The sequence below is a fragment of the Acetatifactor sp. genome (assembly GCF_982438285.1).
Genome location: NZ_CEWDFQ010000184.1, coordinates 1 through 6233, shown reverse-complemented (window position 1 = coordinate 6233; position 6233 = coordinate 1). Strand labels below are relative to the sequence as shown.

At 44.0% G+C, this 6233-nt stretch carries 8 protein-coding genes; all 8 read right to left on the bottom strand.

Annotated elements, in window-relative coordinates; genetic code table 11:
- The coding region (locus AC1WIP_RS10000; protein ID WP_481141692.1) for an ATP-binding cassette domain-containing protein at positions 1–1591 on the bottom strand (1591 nt) is incomplete at its 3' end.
- A gap of 57 nt (positions 1592–1648) precedes the next feature.
- Positions 1649–2410: a DeoR/GlpR family DNA-binding transcription regulator gene (locus AC1WIP_RS09995; RefSeq protein WP_481141691.1), complete on the bottom strand. Its 762-nt coding sequence runs from the start codon at positions 2408–2410 to the stop codon at positions 1649–1651.
- 212 nt (positions 2411–2622) lie between these two features.
- Entirely contained in the window at positions 2623–3543 is a 921-nt protein-coding gene (locus AC1WIP_RS09990; protein WP_481141690.1) for a DUF1848 domain-containing protein, read from the bottom strand.
- 137 nt (positions 3544–3680) lie between these two features.
- Positions 3681–4538: a helix-turn-helix domain-containing protein gene (locus AC1WIP_RS09985; protein ID WP_481141689.1), complete on the bottom strand. Its 858-nt coding sequence runs from the start codon at positions 4536–4538 to the stop codon at positions 3681–3683.
- Positions 4539–4557: 19 nt separating this feature from the next.
- Positions 4558–4716 (bottom strand): helix-turn-helix transcriptional regulator, encoded by a 159-nt coding sequence (locus AC1WIP_RS09980; RefSeq protein ID WP_481141688.1) that lies wholly within the window; start codon positions 4714–4716, stop codon positions 4558–4560.
- A gap of 88 nt (positions 4717–4804) precedes the next feature.
- Positions 4805–4933 carry a hypothetical protein gene (locus AC1WIP_RS09975; RefSeq protein ID WP_481141687.1) on the bottom strand — a complete coding sequence of 43 codons (129 nt, stop codon included), beginning with the start codon at positions 4931–4933 and terminating at the stop codon, positions 4805–4807.
- A gap of 534 nt (positions 4934–5467) precedes the next feature.
- Positions 5468–5863, bottom strand: coding sequence for a 30S ribosomal protein S9 (rpsI, locus tag AC1WIP_RS09970; RefSeq protein WP_318705625.1), 396 nt, complete (start codon positions 5861–5863; stop codon positions 5468–5470).
- Positions 5864–5888: 25 nt separating this feature from the next.
- Positions 5889–6233: 50S ribosomal protein L13 (gene rplM / locus AC1WIP_RS09965; protein WP_481141686.1), on the bottom strand; the 345-nt coding region annotated here is incomplete at its 5' end.

The window sequence follows — 6233 nt, the reverse complement described above, 5'->3', positions numbered from 1 at the left end:
GATCACTGGTCGATACCGAGGCGCAGGCGATTTTCTGCTTTTCCCCACCGGAAAAATCAACCGCCTGTTCGTTGACCTCCTTGATCAAAAGAGACTCCCCCTTCTTAAGCAGTCTTTCATATTTTTCATAAAAGCCAGAAAGCTTCAGGCTCTGCTCCAGATCACGGCTTCTGGCTTCTCCGGCAGCCCCTCCTGTAATGTTTTCGTCCACCGACAAAGGCATCAGAGTAAAATCCTGAAACAGCACAGAAATCAGACTGTAATATTCCTCTCTGTCATAATCCCTCACAGGAATGCCATTTAGAAGAATCTCTCCCTCTGTGGGCTGGTAAAAGCCGCAGATCAGCTTTACAAGGGTGGTTTTTCCCGCTCCGTTCAGCCCAAGCAGCGCCAGCTTCTCTCCCGGTGCAATGGTCAGATTGATATGGGAAAGAACAGGCTCCTCCTTTCCTGGATACCGGTACGATACATCCCGAAGCTCCAGCTGCGCTCCCCTCTCTGCCTGCTTCTCTTCCTGCTTTTTCTTTTGTTCTTCCTGTTTTTCTTTTTGCTGTTTTTCTTTTCCCCATTGGTTTTCCAGATCCAGCATTTCCCGGATATAGCTTATAGCCACGCATCTGGGAGATAATGTCATCAGCATGCGGATCATCGTCTCAAAATAAGAGGAAAATCCATTCACCAGCCCCATGTACCATACAAACTCCGCTGCAGCCAGCTCTCCCTCCACCAGCTTCAAAAGCAGATAGCCCCACACAAAGCCATTTACCAAAAAGCGCACCACGCAGTCGGAAAAGCTCTTTAAAAAATACCAGTTGTGGATTCCCCGGAAAATTCCGTCCATATGAGTGAGAGAGTCCTCATATTTCTCTAAAATCCAGTCCGCCAGGCGGTAGATGCGAATATCCTTGCCGGAGGAGCTTTCCATGGACTGCCTGCTGATATAAGCGGTTTCCCTGGCATAACGGCTCAGCTCTTCCTGTTGGCTGGTATGCTTCCGTCTTGCCACGCCCAAAAGCCACAGACTGATGCCCACGGAGGCTGCCTGCAGAAACAAAAGCAGCAGACTCTGCCTTCCCAGCAAAATACCATAAAGAATCACGGCTGCTGCCGCCTCCAGCATAACCGGCGCATCATTGGCAGCGCTGACAAAATTATAGGGATTGCGCAAGGATCTCCAGGTATTGCCGATGACTTTCTGATTTTCCAGAGCCTCCATCACATCATAATCCATGTCCATGATCTTTTGGAAGCAGCGCTTGGCATAATAATTCCGCAAAAGCGCACTGTTCCGGTATCTGTACTGGGTCATGCTCTCTGCTGCAAGATTTAAGCACCACATAGTAAGGGCAAGAGCAAAGATGCCGCCCACAAGATGCTCTATGCTCCGGCCCTCTTCCAGCCCCCGCACCACCCATGCCGGAAGCAGCGTTCCCAGATAGGCCGCAGACACGCTGGGAACAATGGGCAGAAGCTGATACCAAAACAGCTTCCTGTCATATTCCCAGGCACACCGCATATTGTACAAAAGGTTACTGACAATTCCGTATTTTTGTTTTTTTCCTTCTTTGAAAATATGAGAATATTCTATCATGGCCGCCCCTCATTTCTTCTGTTTCCTATTGTACAAAGAAACCCTGATAATTACCACCTATTCAATCAAAAGCCCCTGGCGCTCATATCTTTCCTTTAGTCTTTTCGGCACGTTGTCATCCGCCACAAGCCTGTCCACCTTATGAAGAGGAAGCACCTTTTTCTGAGAGCGTTTTCCCAGTCTGCTGGAATCCATAACCGCTATTGTCTGCCGTGCCTGCTGCGCCAAAAGCTCAATTACCCCCATCTCCTGCATTCTGAAATCCGTAAACCCCTCCTGATCATCCACCGCATCTATAGACAAAAAAGCAATATCCGGATAATAACTGGAAAATTCGTTTTCACAAGCTCTTCCGTAGGTGGCTTTTTCTATTACATCTACCATGCCGCCGATAACAATCAGATGAATATAAGAATTCTGCATTAAAATATTGGCCGCTGCCAGATTGTTGGTAATCACCGTAATTTTATCGTTTCTAAAGGCAAGCTCCTGGGCCAGAATCGTATTGGTGCTGCCTGCATTTAAAGCCACTACATCCCCCGGATGGATACACCTTAATGCCTTTCTTGCGGCTTCCCTTTTTAAATCAATATGTACGATCTCTTCCCCGGAAAAATCCGAAAGCGCCGTCAGGGAATTAGGCAGGCAGGCGCCTCCCCGCACGCACCTGACAAGACCGTTTTTCTCCATGCTTTTTAAATCCCGTCTCACCGTATCTATGGACACATGCAGAAGCTCTGTGAGGTCTGTGATCCGTACCACTGATTGCAGCTGTACCTGCTGCAAAATAATCTCTATCCGCTCACTGTAAAGCAACATACCCATCCCTCCGCTTTTCCATTCCGCATTTTGATGTGATCTATATCATCTATCACATTCCCCTTTCCCATTGCACATACTTTTCAATCAGCTTAGGCTGTATCAATGGATATGTCCAATTTTCAGGCAGATAGTGCTTGCAAAACACCCATTTGCCATTACTTTGGGAAATGATGACAGCAAACTTTAATAAGGAATCTTATGCTGGAAAATCACTCTTCTGTCAACGATCTCACCCTGCGTTGCGTTATCCTGTCATTTTCAGCAATCGCTCCGCATAATATCGGTGATGCAGGATCATATTTACTGCAGTTTCTTGCCACGTTTTCTGCGCTGCTGTTTGCATAGCAGTACTTGCAGCCATTTTTACAGGTGTGATAGGCGCCGATTTCCACGCTCTCCATGCACCCGCACTCCGGACGCTGGTTTCTATCTTTTCCTGCCTTTATCCTGCCGCCGATGATTTTTTCTATCAATTCCTTATCGATACAGCAGTTATGTTCAATTCCACACTCTGCCAGATCAATGCCTTCCGCACAGCTGCCTGTATCCATTCCATTTCTTTTTGCAATCCGGCTTATCTTCTTTGCAAACTCTGGCAGCTGGTATCTATCCATTTCATAGACACCCAGTAATTCCATGTTTTTTCTGTTTTTTGCATATTCATCCACGAAGCTTATCACGCACTTTTCCGTAAAGCCCTTCACCGCCATTGCAATCTGCTCAAATGCCTTTAGATGGTACGCCGGTGTATATCTTTGGGAAAAGATAATAGGATCGTATCTCCAGATAACCTTTTCCTTTCCTATTCTGTCCGACAAAGCCTGAAAAACGGGAATCATCTTCTCCCTTTTGTGTGGGATGCCCGGTTCCATATCCTTTCCATATCCGGTCAATGTAAACTGAAAATAGTAGTGATACGCTGAAAGCTCCTCCAGTCTTTCCATCATAGGCTCCGGATTTTTCGTCCAGAAAACAATGCAGTCCACCACATCCGGCGTTATCTCTATTCTGCTCACCTGATGGGCATTCATTGGATTTCTTACATACACAAAGCCCTCTTTTATTCTGTTGTAAAACCATTGGGAATAGTAATTGAGAATATCCGTCCGGCGGCTCACACTTAATATCATCTGTATCCCTCTCTGACCTTAAAGCTCTTCGTCAGCATTTCTATTCAACACCACGGCTGCGAAAAAATTTTATAATAATTATATCATAGGAAAAACCCCTTGCAAACGTAACATTTGCAAGGGGAAAATAACATCCTTTAATTTTTTAATTGTGCTATTATTTCATCAAATTCCGAACCTTCGTGAAGGAATGTGTATTCCTCATTGTTTGCTAACTCATCGGTGATTGTTTTTGCCAGTTTACTGGAAAAAAATGTAGAACTGCTGCCCTTTGTATTACGATATAACTGGTAATCTTGCGTATTCCATTCTTTTTTCATGGCAGGTAACATTTTTTGAAGAATAGACAGGCTTCTACCCTTATCTTTTTTTACGAAAGTAAGCTGCAAATGGGCATTATAGCGCATCCACTCAGGAAAACAAAACTGGCGGGTAACGGCTTCATACATATCTGCAAAAAAGTCTGCATCCTTTTCCCGTTTTTCCTGTAATGCGATTTCCAGCATATTTACTAAAGCAATCTGTATCTCGGTCACACCTTTAAGTATCCGATGTTCCCAGATTTTTTCTGCATCTTGGCATCGTCCCTGCCGTTGATAAAGGATAGCTAGTTGTTCCTCTTTGTCTATTGTGGAAAACGGCAATGAATTTATCAGCTCCTCTGCCTTTGAAAAATCTTCTCGATTTCGTGCATAGGAAATCAACATACTGGTTGCGGTATCCCTTATTTCCGGAATTTTGCTTGTGGCTAAACGCTTGTAAAATGTTTCATATGTTTCCCGGTATTGCTCAGCTTCAGATACGTTGCAAAGATCAAGTGCTCCCTCTAAATAGAGAATGACCAAATATATCAATTTTTCAAAGGTGGGATATTCATGTATTTTGTTGATTGCTTTTTGGAAAGCGGTATCATAATCCTGCTCCTGGACCGTCTTATCCACTTCATTAACAAAATTTTCAATCTCTATATCTGTTAAATCGTCATTAAAGGACATTAGCGTATTCAAGTCAATTTTAACGTGATAACGCTGGTAAAAGGGTTATATCGGGATAAGTGCTGCCTTTCTCCCACTTATTTACAGCCGGTGTGGATACACCTAAAAAATCTGCGATCTGCTCTTGCGTCAAAGACAGCTCTTTCCGCTTTTCCCGGATCATCTGATTGATTTTCATAACGACCTCCTTTGTGTTCATGCCCTTATGATAGCAGAGCAGGCTTTAAGGAATAATAGAGCCGTTGTTAAATTACTGATTGAAAAAATTAACCAAAAGTTAAAAGCGGATTTGAGGAACTCGTTTCAATACCCTCTTTTGGCCTTTGATGTAAGTCCTCGGCCTCTTTCTCTGACTGTTCAAATGCAAGTTTTATCTGCTCTCTGGCAAGTGCCATAAGATACTTATTTACTCCCTGAAGAATATAATCTACATTAGTGCCAGTCATTGGTACGCCATTCTGTAATGCTTTCCTATACAGTTTATTCCATTCCGGTCTATCCTGCTTTGTACCTGTGTAAACTTCCGTTACAATAACCGCCTTATCATACTCTGCGCTTTGTGCTTATTCTGCAATATACGTATATGCACATACTTTACAATCACGCCTTCGTATCATTTATTCGTTTTTACGTTTTGTAAGCATCTATACATAGAAAGACCACCCTTAAACTTTGACCGAGCGGAAGGGTGGTTTTCTACTTTACTATTAGGTCAACCCACCTTGTGGGCGGTTGTTTCTCTTTTGTACCTTAAATATAGCATATTCCGGATATCTTTTCAGATATGAGTTTATTCCTCAAGATATTTGTGTGCTACGCTTCAAAATTCTGCGCTTTTTTCAAAAATTCTCAAAAACGCCGGCATAAAGAAAACCCTTGAAAATACTGGACTTTCAAGGGTTTGCATAAATTCTTTTACTGTCTTTAAATTATCTCTTGCTGAACTGAGGCGCACGACGAGCTGCTTTCAGACCGTACTTCTTTCTTTCCTTCATACGAGGATCTCTGGTGAGGAAGCCTGCACGCTTCAATACGGGTCTGTAGTCAGCGTCTACCTGAAGGAGCGCTCTTGCAACGCCATGTCTGATAGCGCCTGCCTGGCCGGTATATCCGCCGCCGCGTACATTCACGATTACATCATACTTGTCTGCCGTCTCGGTAAGCGCCAGAGGCTGACGCACGATCACCTTCAGGGTCTCAAGACCAAAGTAATCATCCATATTTCTTTTATTAATGGTAACATCGCCCTTACCAGGTACCAGGTATACTCTGGCGATGGATTTCTTTCTTCTTCCTGTTCCGTAGTATCTTTCCGTTTTAGCCATGATTTATTTTCCTCCTCTCAGACCCTTAAAATGTCAGCACTTCAGGCTTCTGAGCCTCATGTTTGTGATCTGGTCCCGCATATACGTGAAGCTTTGTATACATCTGCCTTCCTAAGGGGCCTTTGGGAAGCATGCCCTTAACTGCGAGCTCCACAACCTGCTCAGGTTTCTTCGCTAATTTCTCTCTGAGCGTAGTCTGCTTCATTCCACCCACATACTCGGAATGTCTGTAATAAATCTTCTGATCCAGCTTCTTGCCGGTCACCTTAACCTTCTCCGCGTTCACAACAATTACATAATCGCCGCAGTCCATATGCGGAGTATAAATAGGCTTGTTCTTTCCTCTCAAAATCTTAGCAACTTCAGAAGC

Excerpts from the sequence above, each read along its gene's own strand:
- AC1WIP_RS09975 (WP_481141687.1), bottom strand. The coding sequence starts at position 4,933 with ATGGCACTTGCCAGAGAGCAGATAAAACTTGCATTTGAACAGTCAGAG.
- rpsI (WP_318705625.1), bottom strand. The coding sequence starts at position 5,863 with ATGGCTAAAACGGAAAGATACTACGGAACAGGAAGAAGAAAGAAATCC.
- AC1WIP_RS09980 (WP_481141688.1), bottom strand. The coding sequence starts at position 4,716 with ATGAAAATCAATCAGATGATCCGGGAAAAGCGGAAAGAGCTGTCTTTG.
- AC1WIP_RS09995 (WP_481141691.1), bottom strand. The coding sequence starts at position 2,410 with ATGTTGCTTTACAGTGAGCGGATAGAGATTATTTTGCAGCAGGTACAG.
- AC1WIP_RS09990 (WP_481141690.1), bottom strand. The coding sequence starts at position 3,543 with ATGATATTAAGTGTGAGCCGCCGGACGGATATTCTCAATTACTATTCC.
- AC1WIP_RS09985 (WP_481141689.1), bottom strand. The coding sequence starts at position 4,538 with ATGTCCTTTAATGACGATTTAACAGATATAGAGATTGAAAATTTTGTT.